We start from the raw sequence: 19,548 nt of genomic DNA, 5'->3' as shown, positions 1-19,548 counted from the left end.
GGGAAGGGATTATCATATGCGTTGGTCAAAAACAAAATTTCTGTTAGAAAGTTTGATATGTGAAAACTTGGTAAAAAGGGTTAAAATCCATTTAACGAGTTACAATGCATCAATTGGGGAACCTCGAAGAATATGGATAACATTGGATAACACTGAAATTTTTAACGCTTCAACGCAATACTATTTGATTGAGCACGATAAATTATGGGAAAATGTAAAGCTCATGACAGATAAACCTTTTCCAGAGTGTTTGTATGAGTGTTACCCTGAGTTCGTGGGTAAATTTAGCGATCAGGATTATTCAATGTTAGTTTTAGAACAACGTAATGTTTTCAATGTGGACAGAGTGTATAGTGCATTGGTTCAGTATCCCAATCTATCTATAGACGAGGCAATTTGTAGTGATAATGTTATTGTTCAAGCTTTAGCTATGATTGACAAAAGACTTGGTAAAAGAAGATTACATAATATAAGATTTGCACCAGACACGCACCATTTAATTAAGGGATTTTATACTATTAGGTGTGATGCTGAAGGTAATCATAGTCTTTCCATCTAAAATAAAATTTCTATTTTTATTCAATGAGGGCTGTATTAAAATGGGATTGCTGCGGCAATCTTATTTTTTTATTGGAGTAACGATGCATATAGTTAAAGAAGGTAATTAAAAACAAGCAGAGAACTATAATGTATATAAATATAAAGGGAATGATTTTGTTGAAGCAGCATATCTCTATTGAAGTTGATTTAGAAACTTTAGAAAACAGACAAAACGTTATTGGGAATATATATTTCGTTATTGACTACCATCGTTATTTTCCCGAAGAAGGATGGTCTGATTTCGTTGTTATTATATTATCCAGGTGGATTAATTCAATTAAGGGGTTAATGGTTTCTGGTTTCGGAAGAACTTTTGAGTTTGATTTTATGGACGGCACCCCACTTGTCTTAGCTAAGAAGTTAGATAAAGAAAATTTAGAATTACGCTTTTGCATGGATGAGGCAGCAAAACGCCAAGTCATTCTAACGGCAAATTGTTCAATTAAGGAAGTTAGAGATTCAATCCTGTCTGTTTCAAAAAGAGTAATAAGGTTATTTGAAAGAGAAAATTGGAACAGGGAAGATATTGATGAACTTAAGGGCCTAGTTTTATCTTTAGAACGATACCCCTTTCCTTATTAAGCTACCGGGTGCTTATTCAAAATACATACCTTTTTTTAGGGGGAGGAAAAGTTTTAATGGGGACATACTGGACTATTCAGACCATTGATGCTTGGGAAAATGCTAAACAACTTGGTTTTCTTAGTGGTGACCCGAATAAAATTTGGCCAGAATTTAGTGATGCTTATAATTGGATGATGCAACAAATGAAGAAGAAAATTCCTAAATACACAGGTGAATATCCAATCTGGCTCTGGACAGAAAAACCAGACTTACGAAGATATGGGCATCTTAATAAAGGAGAACGAGGAGTGCTTCTGAAAGTTGAAATAGAGGATAGCAGATTATTATTGTCAGATTTTATGGCATGGCACTCCGTTATTTATAATACTTATTTCTTCATAGATGAAGACGAGGATCACTTGTTTTATACTTCCAATAGAACGGCCATTGAGGAGAGTTGGCAAAGAATTTTTGATTTGGAGTTTTTAGAACAAAACTCAAACTGGGGTGACGTACGTATTCAAGGGGTCACAGGAAAATTAACCTTAGATGAAATTTCTATAGTAAGGGAATTTATTGCTCGTTAATCTATTAAGACTTCATAAACAGACTTTAGCTACTTAGGCCAAACAGATTTGTGAAAAATTGTTCTTAAAAACGGGTGCTTTAGCATAAGAACAAAGTGACATAAATGTGGGAACTTCATTGGAAGTTCCCTAATTTTTTGATTTTGATGAAGATGCTATTAGCGTATGAAATCGCACACGAAAACGCAAGACCATAATTTTTATTATAGTGTATGCCAATGGGTATGTGGTTTAAGATGCGATTTTAGCCCTAATTTCCTTAATAAACCTTAATAAATCAATAAAAGGTGGAGCAATTTCCATTACAAATTACACTGAGAAATGGGTTGCTTTTATATATGGTTTTATAGGTGCGGGTACTTCAAAAGAGGACGGCTTAATGCCCTATGCGGGCTTCTTTTTTCAACAATTCACTATGCAACGTGGAAATCCATTATCAATTTGATATTATTGAATAGTAATGTTATATCAAAATGTATCCTATATAATGTAATAAATAGGGAACAATACTGTCTAGCATCTAGGAGGAGTATCATGCAGAAATACCATTGGGGAAAAATTGTTTTCTTTTCCTTGTTTTTTTTAGTGCCTATCTTAATATTTGGAACCAGCTTTGCTAAGTCTGCCAGAAAAGTAAATACGCAAGAAAAGCCAATAACAGTCTATTTAGCTGGGGATTCGACTGTATCTAACTACTCAAGCTCGTTGGCACCTAGGGCAGGATGGGGACAAGTTCTCAATCAATTTTTCGATAATCAAGTTGTTGTGAAAAACGCAGCGACCCCTGGCAGAAGTTCAAAAAGCTTCATTGATGAAGGGCGACTTGATACGATCTTGAATAAGATTGGTAAAGGAGACTATCTTTTTATCCAATTTGGCCATAACGATGAAAAAATACAGGATCCAAATCGGTACACTGAACCGTATTCCACATACAAAAGTTATTTAAAACAATATATTGATGGTGCACGTGCTAAACAAGCTATACCTGTTCTTGTGACCCCCGTCGAACGAAGATATTTTACAATGGATGGAGTCCTAAGTAGGACGCACGGTGATTATCCGGCTGCGATGAAGGAACTTGGATTAGAAGAACATGTACCGGTCATCGACCTTACCGCTAAAAGCCATGCATTATTTCAGAAGCTTGGACCAAAAAGTACGAAAGATGTGTTTCTTTGTCTTGATGCTCAAGAGAATGGGAACTATCCAAATGGTGTTCAGGATAATACTCATTTTCAGAAGACCGGGGCTAAGATGATTACTCAACTAGTTATTGATGGGATCAAAGAATCTAACCTAATGACACTCACCAACCACTTAGAAAAAGACCACAATGAATGAGGTCTTTTTCTCTTTTTTTCATATCTACATAGTTAACATTAAAATATCTAAGTTCGATAGGTGAGTCGATCCAGAGTCTCGAATGTTTTTTAAACGATTTATATCCAAAATGTCAATCGTCCGTTTGGATAGTCGGATTACCTTTTGACTTTTCCATTTATTAAGTATTTTATTTACGGTAATCCTAGAGGTTCCTATGTACCGGGCAAAAGAGGTTTGGTCAATGGAAAAAATTCCATTTTCATTAATGAGCTTTAATAAATAATGTGCCATCTGTTGTTCAACAGGGGAGTTAAGAAAGGAAATAATTTCTGCTAATATCCTAAATTTATAGATTAGTGAATTAGTAAGAGTACATGCAGCTTCAGGGTGTTCAGTACAAATTTTTGCTAGTGCTTCATCCGAAAAATGATAGATGACAGAGTGAGATGTTGTGATGGCTGAGGTTAAATAAGTTTCCTTTCTAGCTCCATGCTCACCAAACAACATTCCTTCTGGAACATAATTCACGGTGCGTTCCACACCTTCTTGAGATAAAAGGGTAATCTTTATTCCTCCCGTAGACAAGAAAAAAAATCCTCTCCCAGGCTCTCCTTGATGGTAGACAACCGAATTTTCCTCTAGCTCAAGTTTTTTTCCATAATGTAAATATGGTGTCCATGCATATCGAAGATTCTTCATATGATCACATCCCCAAGCAGGTTCTTTAATTCCTCGGGTTTTCGAATGAGTACTTTTTTACCATGAATCTCTACGATTTGTTCTTCTTTCCATTGCTTTAAAATTTTATAAATGGTAATTCTAGTTAAACCCGTACATTTGGTTAAATCTTGCTGGGTGAGGGGAACTTCAAAATTTTTAAATTCGTAACAGATATTCATTAGAATGGCGGCTAGTTGTTGCTCAGGTAAAAGAGTATCCAAATATATTTTATCAGCTAGAATATGCATTTTATGTATGACGGTTTTGATTAACATATTTAGAATAGAGGGTTGATTTTTTATTAGTTTTTGAAAATGATCACATGAGAAAAAATAAAGAATGGAGTCATTAACAGCTGTAGCCGTTGTAAAATGGGGCTGTCGGTCCATCGCTTGAACACCTAATAGTTGTCCAGGAATGGCAATGTTTAATAAACGCTCTTTTCCCATTGCAGTTGTTGTCGTCACTTTAATTAACCCCTGTTGGATATAATAGAATCCTTCCCCAGTAGTGCCTTGCTGGTAAATACAAGCCTTTTCCTTAAAAAATTTTCTTGTACCAAACTGCAAACATGTTTCCCAATTAATATCACTATCAAACAGGATTGCCACGAAATCAACTCCTAAGTGAAATTTGACTGCATTGGTAGAGGAATGTCTAAATGATTTTTGATAACGCTTACATTATTGAAAACACCTTAATGAAAAAGTTTAATAGGTCTTTTCAACTTAACAATAGTGTAAAAGAATTTTGATATTTAGAAAAGAAAAAAGTATTTTTTCAGAAAAAATGTTAAATAGACTACAATTACTCAAAATATTCAGATTTATAATATCCCTATGAATCATAAGGAGGATGTTTATGGGAATTCGTACGGGAGAACAGTATATTGAAGCATTAAAATCTCGGAATCCAGAAGTTTGGCTATCGGGAAAAAGAATTGAAAATGTCTTTGAGGAACCAGTTTTTAATCAGCCTATCCTTGAAATGGCAAAGTTGTATGATTTACAGCATGATCCTCAATATCAAGAGGACATTACACATATTTGTGAAGAAACGGGTGAAAGAATTTCGAATGCATTCTTGGTGCCTAGAAGTTATCAAGATTTAGATGCTCGAAGAAAAACTTTTGAGGTCTTTGCAAAAGCAACATTTGGTTTAATGGGAAGAACTCCTGATTTTCTAAATGTCGTTGTAACTTCCATGGCGAGCAATTCAGAGTTCTTGGATAAATATAATCCTGAATGGGGGAAAAACATTCGGGCTTATTTCAAGTATGTTCGAGATCATGATTTGTTTTTAACTCATGCTATTATTAACCCTCAAAATGACAGGAGTAAATCTTCGCATGAACAACAGGATATGTTTACCCATTTAGGTGCAGTGAAAGAAACTCCTGATGGCTTAGTCGTAAGGGGAGCTAAAATGTTAGCAACTCTTGCTCCAATAACCGATGAAGTGATTGTATACTCTTTCCCTGGTTTTAAACCTGGAGATGAGCGTTATGCACTTGCCTTTGCACTTCCACTTGATACCCCAGGTCTTCGTATTTTATGTCGTGAAGCAATGCAAGACGGAAAACGACCAGTTTACGACCATCCATTAGCATCAAGATTCGAGGAAATGGATGCAGTCCTTGTGTTTAATGATGTTTTAGTGCCATGGGACCGTGTCTTCCTTTATAACAATGTGGAAGCTGCTAATCTACTTTATCCGAAAACTGGAATTGGGCAGCAACCAGCCCATCAATCGGGAGTAAGAGGGTTAATTAAGCTTCAATTTGCTACTGAAGTGGCTTGTAAGATAGCTAATTCTATTGGCGTAGATGGATACCTAAATGTTCAAAATGATTTAGGTGAATTGGTCCAATCGGTTGAAACCATTAGAGCTTTGCTTAGGATAGCAGAATATGAATATGAAGTGCTGCCATCTGGTGAGGTTATGCCGGCCTATGCATCACTAGAAACCATCCGGGGGTTACTGCCAAAAATGTACCCACGTGCGATTGAAGTCATGCAAATTATAGGTGCTGGCGGTCTTTTGATGTCTCCTACAGATGCCGACTTCCAAAATCCGGAGTTAAGAGAGGATTTAGAGAAGTACTATCTTGGAAGAGAGGGAGTATCCGCAGAAGAACGTGTTCACCTCTTTAAACTTGCTTGGGATTTATGCGGTGAGGCGTTTGGACAAAGGCTTCTTCAATATGAACGCTATTATACAGGAGACCCAATTCGGAAAAGAGCAATTTTCTATAACAACTTCAAGAGGAAACATTCTTTTGAGCTCGTTGATGAAGCGATGAAAATATTTGAACGCAAAGGTGAAGTGCCCAGTTTATAAAAATAATTAGTTAAATATGGGGAGGTGTGATCGATTGAGACGCTAACAGATGGAGTTTTGACACTTACGGGTTCTGTAATTGCTATAGGTGCATTTGATGGGGTTCATAAAGGACATCAAGCCGTGATTAAGCAGGCGGTGAAAAAGAGCCGGATCTCACAAGTCCCCAGTGTAGTGTATACATTCGATCCACCTCCTCGACATTTTTTTAAGGGTGTTCAAACATTGACTTCTATTGAAGAAAAGCTGAGAAGGATCTCAATGTTAGGTGTAGATTATGTGATTGTTGCTAGTTTTAATGAATGGTATGCAACTCGTCCACCTGAGGATTTTATCTGTGAATTATCGAAACTTAATCCGATGGAGATTACGGTTGGTTCCGATTTTCATTTTGGTAAAGATAGAAAAGGTGATGTGAGTCTTTTAGAAAAGTATTTTAGGATACATGTAGCATCACCTGTTTATTGTAATGGAGGCAAACTTATTTCATCTACACGAATTCGACAGCTTATTTCAGAAGGTGATTTTAAGCAGTCCTATACATTGCTGGGGTGGCAAGCAGGAATTGACTAACAAATAGGCTTGGTATAACGGAGGTTTTAGTATATGAAACTATTGGGGATTTCAGGAACAATAATTGGAGCAAAGACGAGTATTGTTGTCCAAAAGGTTCTAGAGGAAGCAAAGAAATACCAACCAGATCTTGAAGTAGAACTCTTGGATTTAAGAAATTATGAAGTCCAATTCTGTGATGGTCGTAATCCTTCTTCCTACAACGAGGACACAAAAAAGGTTCTTGAAGCGATTCATTCCGCTGATTTTTATATTATCGGTACACCGATTTTCCAAGGATCTTTATCAGGTCCGCTCAAAAATTTATTTGATTTGATTAATCCAAAAGATTTTCGCAATAAAGTGATGGGGTTTGTTGCCACAGGCGGAACATATCAGCACTACCTTGTGATCGAAAATCAATTGAAACCAATTGCCGGCTTTTTTCGGGCGTTTGTTGCACCTGGGTACGTATACGTTAATAATGATCATTTTAATAAAGAAAATGAAATCATAGATTCTGATGTACTATCCAGAATCTCAGCCTTAGCGAAAGAAGTGGTCTTCATGCAGGAGGCATTTAAATCGTCAGAAGAAAAATTAGTAGGAATAGTTCATTAAGTCTATGCCAATCGTTGAACTGAAAATAGTAGAAGGCAGAGAACCCAATGTCAAAAAGAAGCTAGTGAAAGATATCACCGATGTCATTGCAGAAAATCTTAGTGTTCCACATGACAAGATTCGGATTCTGTTATATGAAATTCCTTCAGAAAATTGGTTCGTTGGGGGAACCCCTAAATCTAGCATACCTGAAAATTGAGAGGAGACGATTATTCATGTCACATACATTGAAACCAATAAACCTTTGGGGGTTTATTGAAGAAAACAAGGACTTACTAAAGCCGCCAGTTAATAACAAAGTAGTTTGGAAAGATTCAGAATTGATGTTTATGGTCATCGGTGGCCCCAATAAACGACGCGATTTTCACGTGGACCCTTCTGAAGAGATTTTCTATCAAATTAAGGGTGATTGCTACGTTGAGATTATTAATAACGAGGGAAAGCGAGAAGTCATTACAGTGAAAGAAGGAGAAGTTTTCCACCTGCCTGCGAATGTTCCTCATTCCCCACATCGAGTCGCTGATACAATCGGTATTGTCATCGAAAGAGACAGAGCTACAGGAGAATTAGAGGATTTTGTATGGTTCTGTGATGAATGTGATCATGAGATGCACCGCGTTACCGTTCAATTAACAAATATTGAAGTTCAAGTGAAAGAAGCAATCAACGGGTTTAATGGAAATCTTGAACTTCGTACTTGTAAGAATTGTGGACATATCATGCCGGAAGAAGCGAGTGAATGGAAATGCGAGTAGATTTTCATACACATATTATCCCTGAAAATTTTCCGGACTTTGCGAGCAAGTATCAAAATAACAGGTGGCCGGTGCTCCAGCCAACTTGTTCATGTGGTGCCAATATTATGGTGGATGGCAAAGTTTTTCGAGAAGTGACAGACCAGGTTTGGAGCCCTGAGAAACGAATTAGTGATATGGAAAAAGAAAATGTAGATATACAGGTTTTATCACCTATTCCTGTTACCTTTTCTTATTGGGCACCGATTGAAGAAGCAATAGCCATGGCTCAATTTCAAAATGATTTTATTGCTGAGACAGTTTCACAGCATCCTAGCAAATTTATCGGTTTAGGAACGGTTCCTCTGCAAAATGTGGAGGCTGCTATTCGTGAATTGGATCGCTGTGTCCATGAGCTTGGATTAAAAGGAATTGAAATTGGTACAAATATAAATGGGAAAAACCTTGATGATGAATCGTTATTAGACTTCTTCGCAATGTGTGACAAATGGAATGTTCCTATATTCGTTCATCCGTGGGAAACATTAGGAAGTGATCGATTAGCTTCTCATAACCTAATGTATACCGTCGGTATGCCAAGTGAGACAGCATTAGCTGCCGCAAGTTTAATACTCGGTGGAGTTATTGAGAAATTTCCGGGACTAAAAATTTGTTTTTCTCATGGTGGGGGTTCACTTCCTTACATCCTTCCAAGACTAGATCACGGGTGGAATGTGTGGCCGCACTTACAGATGACGGAAAAGCCGCCAAGTTTTTATGCAAAGAAATTTTTCTATGATTCAATCGTCAATAGCCCGGTAAATATTAAATTCTTAGTTGAAAAATTTGGAGCAGAACAAGTGATTATGGGTTCTGATTATCCATTCTTACTCCGTGAAACTCCACCAGGAAAAATCATAGATGATACTTTAACACTTACCGAAGCTCAGAAAAGAGCCATGTTAGGTGAAAACGCATTACGATTCTTAAATTTACCGGTTAATCAACTAATCTAGCAGGAAAAGAGATGAGAACATGGTTGAAAAAGTGATGACACCAGAAGAGAGATTAGCAAGTCTTGGTTTGAAGTTGCCGCCTCTTCGCTCCGCTTCTGGAAATTATGTTAGCTGTGTTCGGACAGGGAATCTTATTTTTACCTCGGGTCAGGGTACAGATGAATATCGTGGGAAACTTGGTGAAGATGTATCTATAGAGGTTGGGTATCACGCCGCAAGACAGTGCATGCTTAATCTTTTAGCGGTTGTTAAACATGAGCTAGGTGATCTTAGCAAAGTAAAACGGGTGGTCAAAATTCTTGGTTTTGTCAACAGTACCACTGACTTTACAGCACAACCAAAAGTCATGAATGGCTCTTCTGATTTATTGGTTGAAGTGTTTGGGGAAAAGGGAAGGCATGCGAGATCGGCAGTAGGAATGGCACAGTTGCCTCACAATAACGCAGTTGAGGTTGAAATGATTTTAGAGGTTGAGGATGGTGATCAAGATGAGTAAATTGCTTGAAAAACAGCTACAAATCAACGATGCAAAGCTTTTTATTAATGGAGAATACGTTAATGCTATTTCAGGAGAAACCTTTGACACGATTAATCCAGCAACCAATCAAAAGTTAGCTTCAGTCGCAAGTGCAAGTGAACAGGATGTAGAAAGAGCTATACAAGTTGCACAACGAACCTATGAAAGTGGGATATGGAGCAAGATGCCAGTTGAAGAGCGAGCAAAAATTCTCTGCCGCATGTCCGACCTAGTGATGGAACGTGTAGATGAGCTAGCTTTAATCGAAACTTTAGATGTAGGTAAGCCTATTAAAGAAAGCAGAGATTTTGACATCCCTAGAGCAGCATCCAATTTACGATTTTTCGCTGAAATGGCTAAATATATCCATCATGAGCATTATGAACAATCCAAGCATATGAGCTATACAAAATATGCGCCAGCAGGTGTAACAAGTTTAATCATTCCGTGGAATTTACCTTTTATGCAAATGACTTGGAAGGCTTCAGCTGCCCTTGCTGCAGGCAATACAGTAATTGTTAAACCAGCATCCTATACCCCGTTGAGTGCAGTCATGTTAGGTGAAATTGCCAATGAAGCAGGATTACCGCCCGGAGTGTTGAATATACTTACAGGACCCGGTGGAACAGTGGGTACTGCGATGACTACTCATCCGAACGTTCGTCGAATATCCTTTGTTGGGGAAAGTTCGACTGGGAAAACGGTTATGAGAAATGCCGCATCACAGTTAATTCCCGTTTCATTAGAATTAGGTGGAAAATCAGCCAATATTGTGTTTGAGGATGCAGATTTAGACGAAGCAGTTGCGGGATCTATTGAGGCAATTTTTAGAAATCAAGGAGAAATTTGTTTAGCAGGCTCACGATTGTTAGTTCAAGAATCCGTTTATGATAAATTCCTCGAAAAATTTGTTGCAGCCGTTAAGAAAATCAGAGTGGGGGATCCATTGGATGAAAGTACAGATATGGGTGCTCTGATTTCCAAAAGTCATTTAGAAACTGTCGATAATTATGTGCAAATAGGAATCTCTGAAGGTGCGAAGCTGGCAATTGGCGGCAAACTAGTAGAAGGTTTAACACAAGGGAATTTTTACGAACCTACAGTTCTCTTTGATGTAAATAATAAAATGAGAGTGGCACAGGAAGAAATTTTTGGCCCAGTATTAGTAGTCATTCCGTTTAAAACGGAAGAGGAAGCGATTCAATTAGCTAATGATTCAATTTATGGCCTCGCAGGCGTCGTTTGGTCAAACGATTTAAGACGTGCCCACCGTGTAGCAGCCCAAATTAATTCAGGCTTATTCTGGATTAATTGTTGGTACTATCGTGATTTAAGAACTCCATTTGGAGGTTCGAAAGCTAGCGGGATTGGTCGAGAAGGCGGACGTCACAGCTTTGAATTTTATACAGAGGCCAAGACCATCACAATGAAATTATAAGATTGAAAGAGAAAGGTGGCTGATTGGCCACTTTTTATCTATAGGCTGTGTTAAAGAGCTATGATAAGTTTTATACCCTGTTGATTGGAGTGGAAGGCACGAAGACTCCTGTGGGAGTATGGTTCAGGGGAGACCCCGCAGGCGCAAGCGCCGAGGAGGCTCGCCGAAACACCCACGGAAAGCGAAGTGCCTGGAACGGAAATCAACAGACAAATTCAACAAAACATATCTATAAAAATAGTAAAGGCTGGTGCAGGACAATTGAAAACTTTAGTAGAATCGATTGCTCATGAATTACTTGAGGCAGAAAATCTTCAACATTCCGTAGCTCCATTAACACAGCGCTTTCCTGAGTTAAATGTGACTGATGCATACCAAATACAGCTAGAAGTAATTGATAAAAGATTGAAAGAAGGGCACGAGGTAATCGGGAAGAAGGTAGGACTTACAAGTGTGGCAATGCAGCAAATGCTTGGTGTGAATGAACCAGATTACGGCCACCTGTTAGATGATATGAAAATAGCAGACGGTGAAACCGTGAAAATAGCTGAATTCATAAGTCCTAAGGTGGAAGCGGAAATAGGTTTTATTTTAGCCCACGATTTAGTAGGGCCAAATGTGAATTACCTTGATGTATTAATGGCTACCAAATATGTGGTGCCTACTATAGAAATTATAGATAGCAGAATAACAGATTGGAAAATTAAATTAGTTGATACAGTGGCAGATAATGGATCATCAGCAAGGGTTGTCGTAGGAAATAAGCTATCAATGATTGAAGGCCTTGATTTACGAACTCAAGGAATGGTTCTTTATAAAAATGAAGAACTTGTGGCAACTGGGTCCGGAACAGCCGCGCTTGGCCATCCAGCCCAAGCAGTGGCCTGGTTAGCTAATAAATTGCATGAATTTGGTATTCATCTAAAAGCGGGTGAGCTCATTCTTCCTGGAGCACTTTCTAGTGCCATTGCTGTAATAGAAGGCGACACGATTACTGCAAAATTCGGTCCATTAGGAACGGTTACCGTCACATTTGAGTAAGGGAGGTTTTTTTATGGGGAAATTAAAAGCTGCGATTATTGGTTCGGGCAATATTGGAACGGATCTTATGTATAAGCTTGAAAGAAGTGATTGGTTAGAATTAACGGCCATGATTGGGATTGATCCAGAATCAGATGGATTGAAACGAGCACATGAACGAGGCCTTCAGGTTTTTTCAAATGGAATTCAAGGACTCGTAGATTCACCTAACCTTGCAGACATCGTTTTCGATGCTACATCTGCTAAAACCCATGTTAGACATGCGAATATTTTAAAAGAATTAGGTAAGCTGGCCATTGACCTTACGCCTGCAGCTAGAGGTCCATTTGTATGTCCAGCTGTAAATATTGATGCACACTTGAATGAATGGAATGTAAATATGATAACTTGCGGCGGTCAGGCAACAATCCCGATTGTTCATGCCATTAATCGTGTGGCTGATGTAACATATGCTGAAATCATTGCCACAATTTCCAGCAAAAGTGCAGGTCCCGGAACAAGGGCAAATATTGATGAGTTCACGATTACTACACGTAGGGGGATTGAAGAAGTTGGTGGTGCCGATCAAGGTAAAGCCATAATTATTTTAAATCCAGCAGAACCTCCTGTGATTATGCGTGACACTGTTTTTTGCGAAGTGAAGAATTTGGATAGAGACAGCATTCTCCAATCTATTTATGAAATGATTGATACTGTAAAACAATATGTCCCAGGTTATCGATTAAAACAAGAGCCATTATTCGATGGAAATAAAGTGACTGTATTCTTGGAAGTTGAAGGGGCAGGAGATTACTTTCCTAAATATGCCGGGAATTTAGACATTATGACAGCGGCAGCAGTAAAAGTGGCTGAAGATTTTGCCCGTGCCCAATTAGGACAAAAAACGGTAGGAACTGCCGCATTGGATTAATCATTTATGGGGAGGACATAGAAAGATGAATGTAAGTAAGAACCTGCCAATCAAACTTACCGAGGTATGTTTACGGGATGGAAGTCACGTCGTTGCACACCAATACACAGAAGATCAGGTACGTTCGGTAACACGTGCTTTGGATCGTGCTGGAATGCACTATATTGAAGTGAGTCATGGTGATGGCTTAGGAGGATCAACGCTTCAGTACGGTCGTTCATTAGTAAATGAAATGAAATTAATCGAAGCGGCAGTAGAGGAAGCAAAACAGGCAAAGATTGCCGTATTGCTGATTCCTGGAATCGGCACGGTCCATGAATTGAAACAAGCACATGGGCTTGGGGCTGGATTGGTTAGGGTTGCAACTCATGTAACTGAGGCAGATGTATCAGCACAGCATATTGCCATGGCGAGAGAGTTAGGGATGGAGTCATTTGGATTCCTCATGATGGCCCACATGGCACCCGTTGAAAAATTAGTGGAACAGGCAAAACTCATGGAGAGCTATGGTGCACAAGCAGTTTATGTGACGGATTCTGCCGGTGCCTTATTACCTCATCAAGTTCGTGAACGAATTCGTGCCCTAAGAGACTCCTTAGATATTGAAATAGGTTTTCATGCTCATAATAATTTATCACTTGCCGTTGCCAATACGCTGGTTGCAATTGAAGAAGGGGCTACCCGTATTGATGGAAGTGTTCGCTGTTTAGGAGCAGGTGCAGGGAATACACAGACAGAAGTGTTGGTTGCTGTATTAAACAAAATGGGAATCGATTTAGGGATTGATCTTTACAAAATGATGGATCTTGCTGAGGATATTGTAAAGCCGTTAATTCCTGGTTCACAGGAAATTAGTGAGGGTAGTTTAGTTATGGGATATGCCGGTGTTTATTCTAGCTTCCTCCTCCATGCCGAACGAGCAAGTAAACGCTTTAATCTAGATCCTCGTGATATTTTACTTGAACTTGGAAAAAGAAAGGTAGTTGGCGGTCAAGAAGATATGATCCTTGATATTGCGGCTGAAATGGCAAATAAGAACAAAGTGGAGGTTCAATCATGACACTAATGCAAGGAACAGAACAAGAGATTGTAGAGTACCTGCTAGAGGCAGAGAAGGAACGGCGAGAAGTAGAAAAAATCACCACAAGTTATCCATCTTTAACGTTTGAGCAGGCCTACGAAATACAACAGAAATTAATTGAACGTAAAGAACAGGAGGGGCAGCGTCGAATCGGTGTAAAGCTGGGATTAACGAGTAAGGCGAAGCAGGAGATGATGGGGGTTCATGAAGCGATTTATGGTTACTTGATGGATGATATGCTTGCGCCTGAATGGGAACCGTTACAATTTAGCGGGTTTATCCATCCGAAAGCAGAGCCTGAAATTGCTTTTTTAATTGATGAAGACATCCAAGGTACTTCTGTGACAGCAGAAGACATCTTAAGAGTAACTAAATATGTGGCACCAGCGATCGAGATAATTGATAGCCGCTATTTAGATTTTAAATTTACACTCGTTGACGTGGTAGCAGATAACTGTTCGTCTTCCAAATTCATTGTTGGAAACAAGTGGGTATCACCTAATGCTCTTAACCTGAAAGAAATTGGCGTGTATATGTCAAAAAATTCAGAGGTAGCTACGGTTGGTACAAGTGCCGCTGTGTTAGGCCATCCTGCCACAGCTGTTGCCTGGGCTGTAAATAAGCTTGGAGAAAAAGGATTAGGACTAAAAAAAGGTGACATCGTTCTTAGTGGTGCGATAACCGAAGCGATTAGCTTTCAAGCGGGAGATACCATTCTCGTGCAGTTTGCAGAGCTAGGAAGTGTATCATTTTCCTGCAAATGAAATCATAATCAAAAAAATAGAACGGTAATACTTTAACCTGTGGAGGGGCTAAATGGTGAACAAACATACTCATTTGAATAAAGGGAATGAATCTGAAATTGGATTAAAGCGAGCATTAAAAACCAATCAGCTTGCAATGATTGCCATGGGGTGTGCTATTGGAACAGGCCTTTTCCTTGGTAGTGGTCTGGCTATTAGTACAGCAGGACCGGGTGTTTTAGTAAGTTACGGAGTTGGTGCCATTATCGTCCTCCTGTTAATGGGCTGCCTTTCTGAAATGACGGTGGCTCATCCTACCACAGGTGCTTTTGGTACGATAGCTGAGAAATATGTTAGCCCACTCGCAGGATATCTTGTGAAATATTCCTACTGGGTAGCAAACGTTCTAGCTGTTGGGGTTGAGGTAAGTGCCATTGCTGTATATATGAAGTACTGGTTTCCTCAAGTGCCCGGAATGGTTTGGATATTATTATTTGCGGCGGTTCTTATTATTGTCAATGCAACAAGTGTAAATGCTTTTGGTACATTTGAATATTGGTTTTCAATGATTAAGATTAGTGCTATCGTTGGATTCATTTTGCTAGGATCATATATTCTATTTGGTGGTTCACATCAGTCCGATTTAGGGCCGGAAAACCTAGTAAATGACAAAGGTTTTTTACCGTTCGGATGGTGGGGAGTATGGGTTGCGACTTTTATTTCCTTATTTAGCTTTTTAGGAACAGAATTGATTGCGGTTACAGCTGGTGAAGCGAAGGATCCAGATATTGCAGTGCCGAAAGCGTTGAAAGCTACTGTTTTCCGCTTATCCACCTTTTATATTTTAACAATTGGCATCATGTTAATGATCGTACCTTGGAAATTAGCAGGTGTTGAAGTAAGTCCTTTCGTAAAAGTAATGGATCTTTTAAATATTCCAGGGGCGTCAGGAATTATGAATTTTATTATCTTAACAGCCGCCTTATCATCTATGAACAGCCAATTATATGCCTCTACGCGCATGATGTTCTCTCTATCCAAAGGAAATGATGCACCTGCATTTTTAGGGAAATTAAGTAAAAAAGGAGTTCCAATAAGGGCGCTAGCTGTTTCTACATTAGGAATTTTTCTTGCTGCATTAGTAAATGCTCTATTACCAGGTTCCTCCTATGCATTTATGATGGGCATTTCCATGTTTGGTGCTATTTTCACCTGGTTTATGGTGTTTGTTTCACATTTATTTTTCAGAAGAAAGTGGGAGAGGTCTGGCGGCCGAAAATTGCCGGTAAAAATGCTAGGATTCCCATATTTGACGGTTATTGGGGCAGTTCTTTTATTAAGTTTAATGATCACAACATGGTTTACAGACTTTAAAATCATGCTTCAATTTGGTGTTCCATGGTTACTTTTTTTAACTATTTCATATTATCTTTTTAAAAAGAGGTCACCCAACCAAAATCCAGAAAAGAGATTAGATGATATTCTAACCGAAAATGTTAATTAAGTGAGTAGCGGGATTTTAATAAAAATGGGGGAGGCAAAAATAAATGAGTACGCAAGAAAAAAACACAAAGATAGAACTAGAAAAAGAGATACAAACAGATTTCCAGAAATCAATGTCGTACGGAGATTACCTCCACCTTGAAAATATTTTATCAAGTCAAAGTCTGGTATCCAATCACCATGATGAAATGTTATTTATCATCATTCATCAAACAAGTGAGCTATGGATGAAATTAATTATTCATGAACTGACATCGGCGATTGGGTATATAAGCCGCAATGACCTTGAACCATCCTTTAAAATTCTCTCAAGAGTTTCTAGAATTCAACATCAATTAATCCAGTCATGGAGCGTCCTTTCTACTTTAACACCGGCAGAGTACTTGGAATTTAGAGATAAACTGGGGAAGGCTTCAGGATTTCAGTCGTATCAAAACCGACTCATTGAATTTGCATTAGGAAACAAAAATGTTCATACATTAGCAGTCTATCAGCATCAACCTGAGCTTTACGAAATAATGCAAGAGGCACTTGGAAAACCAAGTATATATGATGCAGCAATCAATGCTCTTGTTGCACGTGGATTACCTATTGATCAAGAGGTTATCAATCGTGATTTGTCAAAAATCTATGAATTCAATGCAAGTGTAGAAGAAGCATGGCTTACGGTCTATCGTAATGTTGATCAATATTGGGATTTATACGAATTAGCAGAGAAATTAGTTGATATTGCCAACCAACAGCAATTATGGCGTTTTAACCATTTGAGTACAGTGGAGAGGATCATTGGGCATAAGCAGGGGACTGGTGGATCTTCTGGTGTAACCTATTTAAAAAGAGTTTTAGACCAACAGTTTTTCCCTGAGCTTTGGAGTTTACGAACAAAGCTTTAATTAGTAGTATTTTCTATCCATTCACATAATTCATATACTCATATATTATTAGTATCAGAAGATCTAACGTGTGAATGGAGGAACATTGTGAACACAGACCAGGCTTTTGACTTTTTAAGAGAAGCAGGAGTTACAGAGGATATTTGTATTCAAACAGTCAGGCGTTGGCTTCGTGAAAGAAAAATTAATTACGAGGGTAACGGACTTCAAAAATCAGGGTACATACTGGAGGATACAGATCAGGCCTTTGACATGTTGTTAGATGCAGGTGTCCCGCAAATTATGAGTACACAACTAGTGAGACGCTGGCTCAGAGAAGGCAAGATTCAAAATGTAGGCAATGGGACACGGGAAAATGAAAGCATTCCAAAAGATAATGTTATAAAGCGTGGCGCGAGTACTGATCTAGAAAAAATGATCCGTCAATTTAAAGCAAAAATCAAAGCGCAAGAAGAGCATATAGAAGGAATGGAAAAGCTGCATCAAAATTCAATCAACACCTTAATTCAGCAGCGAAATAAACTAAAGATTGAGATTGCTCACATAGACAAAGAAAAAAATGAACTACAAATGGAAATGAAAAAGCTTCTTCAAGAGAATATTACATTGCGTAATGAAATGTTAAAGCTTAAGGAGGAACTTTCTAGAGGATCCAAAAAGGAGCAAGAGCAACAGGCACACACGCCTCCTCCCCAGATGCAGACAAACTATCGTCATAAATTAGGTCTTTCAAGAACAGCAAGTTCTAGAGACGTTTTAGCAGGGTATAAAAAATTATTAAAAATCACCCACCCTGACCACGGGGGAAATGCAGCGGCATTTCATTATATTAAAGCCGACTATGATCAATTCAGAAGTACAATAAAAGAAAAATAAAGTTGGGGACAGTCCCCCGCTGCTTTAGCGCAGTGGGGGACTGTCCCCAAAATCTACTAACAGTCGTTATGTTTTTTTAGGTGCAGTGGTGGTGGAATGAGCCAACCTTTTTCTTTATTTAGACGTAAGACTTTTGCGCCAAGTACTGCCTTTTGGTTATGAAATTGTCCATACATCATAGCCACATCTTCACGAATAGATTTTCCGATGACCTGACTACATGCAACTAATCCAGCAGCGATATCAACTGAAAGGGTAGCTGCAATGGCTGGGTCTGGAATTCTTGCTCCTACAGGAATATCATCTAAACATGCTTCAGGAGGTTCAGGTGCAGCAGGAGGTAACCCAATACCGTTTTCCTTTAACAACACTTCAATCTGCTTTTTCTCCTGTTGGCAATTTTCGATGGCCTCGGCGATTAATTTCTTTAGATCGTCATCACCTGCATGGTTCATCATGGTTTGGTAACCAGCAATCATACTGTTTCCAGCTAATAACGATGCCCAAATATCAAAAACTTCTCCATAATGTAAAGGCTCTTCTTTAGGGTTTCCACTTAATATCCCCATTGTAACCCTCCTTATTTTATAAGAAAATTTATTCACTTGAAGTGCCACCTTTCTTGAAGCACATCAAATAGTCTGTCCAAGTTCGGAAAAAATAATTGATAAATTAAATTACTTATTTGTAAATTCCTAAGTGAAAACGAGCGCATTTAAGCGCTCGTTTGAAAACTAACGACGGTGTTCGACTAGGTCGATGGCGCCTAAAACAATATGTGCTAAACCAAAACCAAATATTGTATTAGCAACCATTTTATTGGATCTTCGTCTATGTTTTAATACGTAACCAGTAGCTGTTGCAGCAGTTCCTAAAGCCGTTGGTATTAAACCTTCACGAATATTCAATTAGACCTACCTCCCACTTATCATTAGACACTTAAGGCAAATGTCCTTCATTAGTTTTTGATAGAAGAGAACAACCTATACTTTATGAAAAAGGTTATATTTTTTTAATGAAAGAATAAATTCGCTAAAAATAATTAACCTAAAGAGAGTGGTTATATTAGGAGAAAAGAGGGAGTTCAATTATGGAGCAATCAGGAGTAAGCAATAATCATTCGGTTCAAACACACTTAAATAACTATAAAGAAGGAATTGGAACATATACGCAAATGATGCCAGATTTAATAGGCGCATATAATGAATTTACAGGTGCGTGTTTTAAAGAAGGAGAGATATCACAGAAAAATAAACACTTGATAGCTCTTGGCATTAGTGTTTACTCACAGGATGAATATTGTATCATTTATCATACAAAGGGTTGTTTGGACCAAGGTTGTTCGGAAAAAGAAATCTTTGAAACCATTGGAGTTGCAGCAGCCCTCGGAGGCGGGGCAGCAATGAGTCAGGGAGTTACACTCGTGCAGGAATGCATCAACCAACTATCGAGCACAAAACATTAAGATACTACAAAAGAAGTAGGT

The 19,548-nt window shown here is 38.5% G+C and carries 24 protein-coding genes; 20 read left to right on the top strand and 4 right to left on the bottom strand.

Features of this window, described 5'->3' with window-relative positions:
- Window positions 1–16: 16 nt before the first annotated feature.
- The 4 genes from QE429_RS16945 to QE429_RS16930 all read left to right on the top strand — a co-directional run bounded on the left by QE429_RS16945 (window position 17) and on the right by QE429_RS16930 (window position 3,095).
- On the top strand, window positions 17–559 hold the full coding sequence (locus QE429_RS16945; protein ID WP_307288591.1) for an SF0329 family protein: 543 nt from the start codon (window positions 17–19) through the stop codon (window positions 557–559).
- A gap of 158 nt (window positions 560–717) precedes the next feature.
- Window positions 718–1,182 carry a hypothetical protein gene (locus tag QE429_RS16940; protein ID WP_307288589.1) on the top strand — a complete coding sequence of 155 codons (465 nt, stop codon included), beginning with the start codon at window positions 718–720 and terminating at the stop codon, window positions 1,180–1,182.
- Between the two features lie 56 nt (window positions 1,183–1,238).
- Window positions 1,239–1,751, top strand: coding sequence for a DUF3841 domain-containing protein (locus QE429_RS16935; RefSeq protein WP_307288587.1), 513 nt, complete (start codon window positions 1,239–1,241; stop codon window positions 1,749–1,751).
- Between the two features lie 534 nt (window positions 1,752–2,285).
- Complete coding sequence (locus QE429_RS16930; protein ID WP_307288585.1) at window positions 2,286–3,095, top strand: rhamnogalacturonan acetylesterase; 810 nt, start codon at window positions 2,286–2,288, stop codon at window positions 3,093–3,095.
- Between the two features lie 24 nt (window positions 3,096–3,119).
- Here the strand turns inward: QE429_RS16930 and QE429_RS16925 are convergent, their stop codons facing one another.
- Together QE429_RS16925 and QE429_RS16920 are read right to left on the bottom strand one after the other, a co-directional pair.
- Window positions 3,120–3,776 carry a Crp/Fnr family transcriptional regulator gene (locus QE429_RS16925; RefSeq protein ID WP_307288583.1) on the bottom strand — a complete coding sequence of 219 codons (657 nt, stop codon included), beginning with the start codon at window positions 3,774–3,776 and terminating at the stop codon, window positions 3,120–3,122.
- The gene (locus QE429_RS16920) at window positions 3,773–4,408 is read right to left on the bottom strand and encodes a Crp/Fnr family transcriptional regulator (RefSeq protein WP_307288581.1); all 636 of its coding nucleotides are present in this window, start codon (window positions 4,406–4,408) and stop codon (window positions 3,773–3,775) included. Before QE429_RS16920 ends, QE429_RS16925 begins: the two co-directional genes overlap by 4 nt.
- 250 nt (window positions 4,409–4,658) lie before the next feature.
- Between QE429_RS16920 and QE429_RS16915 the strand changes: the two genes are divergently transcribed.
- The 15 genes from QE429_RS16915 to QE429_RS16845 all read left to right on the top strand — a co-directional run bounded on the left by QE429_RS16915 (window position 4,659) and on the right by QE429_RS16845 (window position 18,062).
- Window positions 4,659–6,137 carry a 4-hydroxyphenylacetate 3-hydroxylase family protein gene (locus QE429_RS16915; protein ID WP_307288580.1) on the top strand — a complete coding sequence of 493 codons (1,479 nt, stop codon included), beginning with the start codon at window positions 4,659–4,661 and terminating at the stop codon, window positions 6,135–6,137.
- A gap of 57 nt (window positions 6,138–6,194) precedes the next feature.
- Window positions 6,195–6,710: an FAD synthetase family protein gene (locus tag QE429_RS16910; RefSeq protein WP_307288578.1), complete on the top strand. Its 516-nt coding sequence runs from the start codon at window positions 6,195–6,197 to the stop codon at window positions 6,708–6,710.
- A 33-nt stretch (window positions 6,711–6,743) separates the two neighbouring features.
- The gene (locus QE429_RS16905) at window positions 6,744–7,310 is read left to right on the top strand and encodes an NADPH-dependent FMN reductase (RefSeq protein WP_307288576.1); all 567 of its coding nucleotides are present in this window, start codon (window positions 6,744–6,746) and stop codon (window positions 7,308–7,310) included.
- 4 nt (window positions 7,311–7,314) lie between these two features.
- Window positions 7,315–7,509 carry a tautomerase family protein gene (locus tag QE429_RS16900; RefSeq protein ID WP_307288575.1) on the top strand — a complete coding sequence of 65 codons (195 nt, stop codon included), beginning with the start codon at window positions 7,315–7,317 and terminating at the stop codon, window positions 7,507–7,509.
- Window positions 7,510–7,525: 16 nt separating this feature from the next.
- On the top strand, window positions 7,526–8,065 hold the full coding sequence (locus QE429_RS16895; RefSeq protein ID WP_307288573.1) for a 3-hydroxyanthranilate 3,4-dioxygenase: 540 nt from the start codon (window positions 7,526–7,528) through the stop codon (window positions 8,063–8,065).
- Window positions 8,050–9,060: an amidohydrolase family protein gene (locus QE429_RS16890; protein WP_307288571.1), complete on the top strand. Its 1,011-nt coding sequence runs from the start codon at window positions 8,050–8,052 to the stop codon at window positions 9,058–9,060. The genes QE429_RS16895 and QE429_RS16890 overlap by 16 nt, the downstream gene beginning before the upstream one ends.
- 19 nt (window positions 9,061–9,079) lie before the next feature.
- Window positions 9,080–9,556 carry a RidA family protein gene (locus QE429_RS16885; protein WP_307288569.1) on the top strand — a complete coding sequence of 159 codons (477 nt, stop codon included), beginning with the start codon at window positions 9,080–9,082 and terminating at the stop codon, window positions 9,554–9,556.
- Complete coding sequence (locus QE429_RS16880) at window positions 9,549–11,015, top strand: aldehyde dehydrogenase (RefSeq protein ID WP_307288568.1); 1,467 nt, start codon at window positions 9,549–9,551, stop codon at window positions 11,013–11,015. Before QE429_RS16885 ends, QE429_RS16880 begins: the two co-directional genes overlap by 8 nt.
- 261 nt (window positions 11,016–11,276) lie before the next feature.
- Window positions 11,277–12,056 carry a 2-keto-4-pentenoate hydratase gene (locus QE429_RS16875; protein ID WP_307288565.1) on the top strand — a complete coding sequence of 260 codons (780 nt, stop codon included), beginning with the start codon at window positions 11,277–11,279 and terminating at the stop codon, window positions 12,054–12,056.
- A gap of 13 nt (window positions 12,057–12,069) precedes the next feature.
- Window positions 12,070–12,966, top strand: a complete 897-nt coding sequence (locus QE429_RS16870; RefSeq protein WP_307288563.1) for an acetaldehyde dehydrogenase (acetylating) — start codon at window positions 12,070–12,072, stop codon at window positions 12,964–12,966.
- A 25-nt stretch (window positions 12,967–12,991) separates the two neighbouring features.
- Window positions 12,992–14,026 (top strand): 4-hydroxy-2-oxovalerate aldolase, encoded by a 1,035-nt coding sequence (gene dmpG / locus QE429_RS16865; RefSeq protein WP_307288561.1) that lies wholly within the window; start codon window positions 12,992–12,994, stop codon window positions 14,024–14,026.
- On the top strand, window positions 14,023–14,811 hold the full coding sequence (locus tag QE429_RS16860; RefSeq protein ID WP_307288560.1) for a 2-keto-4-pentenoate hydratase: 789 nt from the start codon (window positions 14,023–14,025) through the stop codon (window positions 14,809–14,811). The genes dmpG and QE429_RS16860 overlap by 4 nt, the downstream gene beginning before the upstream one ends.
- 52 nt (window positions 14,812–14,863) lie before the next feature.
- On the top strand, window positions 14,864–16,294 hold the full coding sequence (locus tag QE429_RS16855; RefSeq protein WP_307288558.1) for an amino acid permease: 1,431 nt from the start codon (window positions 14,864–14,866) through the stop codon (window positions 16,292–16,294).
- A 43-nt stretch (window positions 16,295–16,337) separates the two neighbouring features.
- Window positions 16,338–17,186 (top strand): tryptophan 2,3-dioxygenase, encoded by an 849-nt coding sequence (gene kynA / locus QE429_RS16850; RefSeq protein ID WP_307288556.1) that lies wholly within the window; start codon window positions 16,338–16,340, stop codon window positions 17,184–17,186.
- 87 nt (window positions 17,187–17,273) lie between these two features.
- Complete coding sequence (locus tag QE429_RS16845) at window positions 17,274–18,062, top strand: serine--tRNA ligase (protein ID WP_307288554.1); 789 nt, start codon at window positions 17,274–17,276, stop codon at window positions 18,060–18,062.
- Between the two features lie 56 nt (window positions 18,063–18,118).
- On the opposite strand, the gene QE429_RS16840 is transcribed toward QE429_RS16845, so the two are convergent.
- The gene (locus QE429_RS16840; RefSeq protein WP_307288553.1) at window positions 18,119–18,631 is read right to left on the bottom strand and encodes a DUF3231 family protein; all 513 of its coding nucleotides are present in this window, start codon (window positions 18,629–18,631) and stop codon (window positions 18,119–18,121) included.
- 165 nt (window positions 18,632–18,796) lie between these two features.
- A complete protein-coding gene (locus tag QE429_RS16835) occupies window positions 18,797–18,970 on the bottom strand; it encodes an asparagine synthase (RefSeq protein WP_307288551.1) in 174 nt (57 codons plus the stop codon).
- A gap of 182 nt (window positions 18,971–19,152) precedes the next feature.
- Between QE429_RS16835 and QE429_RS16830 the strand changes: the two genes are divergently transcribed.
- Entirely contained in the window at window positions 19,153–19,527 is a 375-nt protein-coding gene (locus QE429_RS16830; RefSeq protein WP_307288549.1) for a carboxymuconolactone decarboxylase family protein, read from the top strand.
- Window positions 19,528–19,548: the final 21 nt, after the last annotated feature.

This window comes from Bacillus sp. SORGH_AS_0510 (genome assembly GCF_030818775.1).
In the GTDB taxonomy this organism is placed as follows: domain Bacteria; phylum Bacillota; class Bacilli; order Bacillales; family Cytobacillaceae; genus Neobacillus.
The sequence above is the reverse complement of the archived record's forward strand: the minus strand, read 5'-3'. Positions and strand labels throughout refer to the sequence as shown.

Coding starts and splice junctions, on each gene's coding strand:
- QE429_RS16885 (WP_307288569.1), top strand. CDS start 9,080: ATGGTTGAAAAAGTGATGACACCAGAAGAGAGATTAGCAAGTCTTGGT.
- QE429_RS16830 (WP_307288549.1), top strand. CDS start 19,153: ATGGAGCAATCAGGAGTAAGCAATAATCATTCGGTTCAAACACACTTA.
- QE429_RS16860 (WP_307288560.1), top strand. CDS start 14,023: ATGACACTAATGCAAGGAACAGAACAAGAGATTGTAGAGTACCTGCTA.
- kynA (WP_307288556.1), top strand. CDS start 16,338: ATGAGTACGCAAGAAAAAAACACAAAGATAGAACTAGAAAAAGAGATA.
- QE429_RS16905 (WP_307288576.1), top strand. CDS start 6,744: ATGAAACTATTGGGGATTTCAGGAACAATAATTGGAGCAAAGACGAGT.
- QE429_RS16895 (WP_307288573.1), top strand. CDS start 7,526: ATGTCACATACATTGAAACCAATAAACCTTTGGGGGTTTATTGAAGAA.
- QE429_RS16870 (WP_307288563.1), top strand. CDS start 12,070: ATGGGGAAATTAAAAGCTGCGATTATTGGTTCGGGCAATATTGGAACG.
- QE429_RS16840 (WP_307288553.1), bottom strand. CDS start 18,631: ATGGGGATATTAAGTGGAAACCCTAAAGAAGAGCCTTTACATTATGGA.
- QE429_RS16915 (WP_307288580.1), top strand. CDS start 4,659: ATGGGAATTCGTACGGGAGAACAGTATATTGAAGCATTAAAATCTCGG.
- QE429_RS16900 (WP_307288575.1), top strand. CDS start 7,315: ATGCCAATCGTTGAACTGAAAATAGTAGAAGGCAGAGAACCCAATGTC.
- QE429_RS16945 (WP_307288591.1), top strand. CDS start 17: ATGCGTTGGTCAAAAACAAAATTTCTGTTAGAAAGTTTGATATGTGAA.
- QE429_RS16890 (WP_307288571.1), top strand. CDS start 8,050: ATGGAAATGCGAGTAGATTTTCATACACATATTATCCCTGAAAATTTT.
- QE429_RS16930 (WP_307288585.1), top strand. CDS start 2,286: ATGCAGAAATACCATTGGGGAAAAATTGTTTTCTTTTCCTTGTTTTTT.
- QE429_RS16855 (WP_307288558.1), top strand. CDS start 14,864: ATGGTGAACAAACATACTCATTTGAATAAAGGGAATGAATCTGAAATT.
- QE429_RS16935 (WP_307288587.1), top strand. CDS start 1,239: ATGGGGACATACTGGACTATTCAGACCATTGATGCTTGGGAAAATGCT.
- QE429_RS16925 (WP_307288583.1), bottom strand. CDS start 3,776: ATGAAGAATCTTCGATATGCATGGACACCATATTTACATTATGGAAAA.
- QE429_RS16880 (WP_307288568.1), top strand. CDS start 9,549: ATGAGTAAATTGCTTGAAAAACAGCTACAAATCAACGATGCAAAGCTT.
- dmpG (WP_307288561.1), top strand. CDS start 12,992: ATGAATGTAAGTAAGAACCTGCCAATCAAACTTACCGAGGTATGTTTA.